The 3,055-nt window shown below is 50.5% G+C and carries 1 rRNA gene; it reads left to right on the top strand.

The features are described from left to right. The first annotated feature begins 130 nt into the window (after window positions 1–130). A 23S ribosomal RNA gene (locus tag ERX40_RS11020) occupies window positions 131–3,053 on the top strand. The last annotated feature ends 2 nt before the right edge of the window (window positions 3,054–3,055 follow it).

Below are 3,055 nucleotides of genomic sequence, written 5' to 3'. Positions count from 1 at the left end.
ATTGTACTTTGAAAACTAGATAAAGTAAGAAGAAAAAGATTTTACCAAGCAAAACCGAGTGAGTTCATTGATTGAATTCTCAAAAAAATCGCGCGTCTGTATTGATACAGACATCACATTATTAATAACAGATTAAGTTATTAAGGGCGCACGGTGGATGCCTTGGCACTAGAAGCCGAAGAAGGACGTTACTAACGACGATATGCTCTGGGGAGCTGTAAGTAAGCATTGATCCAGAGATCTCCGAATGGGGAAACCCAGCATGAGTTATGTCATGTTATCCGCATATGAATACATAGTATGCGAGAAGGCACACCCGGAGAACTGAAACATCTAAGTACCCGGAGGAAGAGAAAGAAAACTCGATTCCCTTAGTAGCGGCGAGCGAAACGGGAAGAGCCCAAACCAGGATGCTTGCATCCTGGGGTTGTAGGACACTCAGCACGGAGTTACAAAGGAATGATTTAGACGAATGACTTTGGAAAAGTCAACCATAGAAGGTAAAGGTCCTGTAGTCGAAAAGTCATTCTCTCCTGAGTGGATCCTGAGTACGGCGGAACACGTGGAATTCCGTCGGAATCCGGGAGGACCATCTCCCAAGGCTAAATACTCTCTAGTGACCGATAGTGAACCAGTACCGTGAGGGAAAGGTGAAAAGCACCCCGGAAGGGGAGTGAAATAGAACCTGAAACCGTGTGCTTACAAGTAGTCAGAGCCCGTTAATGGGTGATGGCGTGCCTTTTGTAGAATGATCCGGCGAGTTACGTTTTGATGCAAGGTTAAGCAGTGGATGCGGAGCCGCAGCGAAAGCGAGTCTGAACAGGGCGAATGAGTATCAGGACGTAGACCCGAAACCAGGTGATCTACCCATGTCCAGGTTGAAGTTCAGGTAACACTGAATGGAGGACCGAACCGACTTACGTTGAAAAGTGAGCGGATGAGGTGTGGGTAGCGGAGAAATTCCAATCGAACCTGGAGATAGCTGGTTCTCTCCGAAATAGCTTTAGGGCTAGCCTCGCATGATGATTACTGGAGGTAGAGCACTGTTTGGACTAGGGGCCCCCCTCGGGTTACCGAATTCAGACAAACTCCGAATGCCAGATAATTTAATGCGGGAGTCAGACTGCGGGTGATAAGGTCCGTAGTCGAGAGGGAAACAGCCCAGACCACCAGCTAAGGTCCCAAAATATATGTTAAGTGGAAAAGGATGTGGCGTTGCCCAGACAACTAGGATGTTGGCTTAGAAGCAGCCATCATTTAAAGAGTGCGTAATAGCTCACTAGTCGAGTGACGCTGCGCCGAAAATGTACCGGGGCTAAACATATTACCGAAGCTGTGGATTGTCCGTAGGACAATGGTAGGAGAGCGTTCCAAGGGCGTCGAAGCATGACCGTAAGGACATGTGGAGCGCTTGGAAGTGAGAATGCCGGAGTGAGTAGCGAAAGACGGGTGAGAATCCCGTCCACCGATTGACTAAGGTTTCCAGAGGAAGGCTCGTCCGCTCTGGGTTAGTCGGGACCTAAGCCGAGGCCGACAGGCGTAGGCGATGGATAACAGGTAGATATTCCTGTACCACCTAAGATTGTTTGAACGATGGGGGGACGCAGAAGGATAGGCGATCGTACTGTTGGTTATGTACGTCCAAGCATTGAGACTGAGTATCAGGCAAATCCGGTACTCGTAAGGTCAGGATGTGATGGGGAGCGAAATTGAGTAGCGAAGTCGTTGATTTCACACTGCCAAGAAAAGCCTCTAGTTAGAAATTAGGTGCCCGTACCGCAAACCGACACAGGTAGTCAAGATGAGAATTCTAAGGTGAGCGAGCGAACTCTCGTTAAGGAACTCGGCAAAATGACCCCGTAACTTCGGGAGAAGGGGTGCTTTTTAGGGTGCAAGCCCTGAAGAGCCGCAGTGAATAGGCCCAAGCGACTGTTTATCAAAAACACAGGTCTCTGCAAAACCGTAAGGTGACGTATAGGGGCTGACGCCTGCCCGGTGCTGGAAGGTTAAAAGGAGTGGTTAGCATCTTGCGAAGCTACGAATTGAAGCCCCAGTAAACGGCGGCCGTAACTATAACGGTCCTAAGGTAGCGAAATTCCTTGTCGGGTAAGTTCCGACCCGCACGAAAGGCGTAACGATTTGGGCACTGTCTCAACGAGAGACTCGGTGAAATCATAGTACCTGTGAAGATGCAGGTTACCCGCGACAGGACGGAAAGACCCCGTGGAGCTTTACTGCAGCCTGATATTGAAATTCGGCACAGCTTGTACAGGATAGGTAGGAGCCTTTGAAGCGTGAGCGTCAGCTTACGTGGAGGCGCTGGTGGGATACTACCCTGGCTGTGTTGACTTTCTAACCCGCGCCGTTTATCACGGCGGGAGACAGTGTCAGGCGGGCAGTTTGACTGGGGCGGTCGCCTCCTAAAGAGTAACGGAGGCGCTCAAAGGTTCCCTCAGAATGGTTGGAAATCATTCGCAGAGTGTAAAGGCACAAGGGAGCTTGACTGCGAGACCTACAAGTCGAGCAGGGTCGAAAGACGGACTTAGTGATCCGGTGGTTCCGCATGGAAGGGCCATCGCTCAACGGATAAAAGCTACCCCGGGGATAACAGGCTTATCTCCCCCAAGAGTTCACATCGACGGGGAGGTTTGGCACCTCGATGTCGGCTCATCGCATCCTGGGGCTGTAGTCGGTCCCAAGGGTTGGGCTGTTCGCCCATTAAAGCGGTACGCGAGCTGGGTTCAGAACGTCGTGAGACAGTTCGGTCCCTATCCGTCGTGGGCGTAGGAAATTTGAGAGGAGCTGTCCTTAGTACGAGAGGACCGGGATGGACATACCTCTGGTGTACCAGTTGTCGCGCCAGCGGCATAGCTGGGTAGCTATGTATGGACGGGATAAGTGCTGAAAGCATCTAAGCATGAAGCCCCCCTCAAGATGAGATTTCCCAACTTCGGTTATAAGATCCCTCAGAGATGATGAGGTCAATAGGTTCGAGGTGGAAGCACAGTAATGTGTGGAGCTGACGAATACTAATCGATCGAAGACTTAATCAAAA

This window comes from Macrococcus carouselicus (assembly GCF_004359515.1).
In the GTDB taxonomy this organism is placed as follows: Bacteria; Bacillota; Bacilli; order Staphylococcales; family Staphylococcaceae; genus Macrococcus; species Macrococcus carouselicus.
Note: the sequence above shows the minus strand (reverse complement) of the source record. Positions and strands in the feature narration are given on the sequence as shown.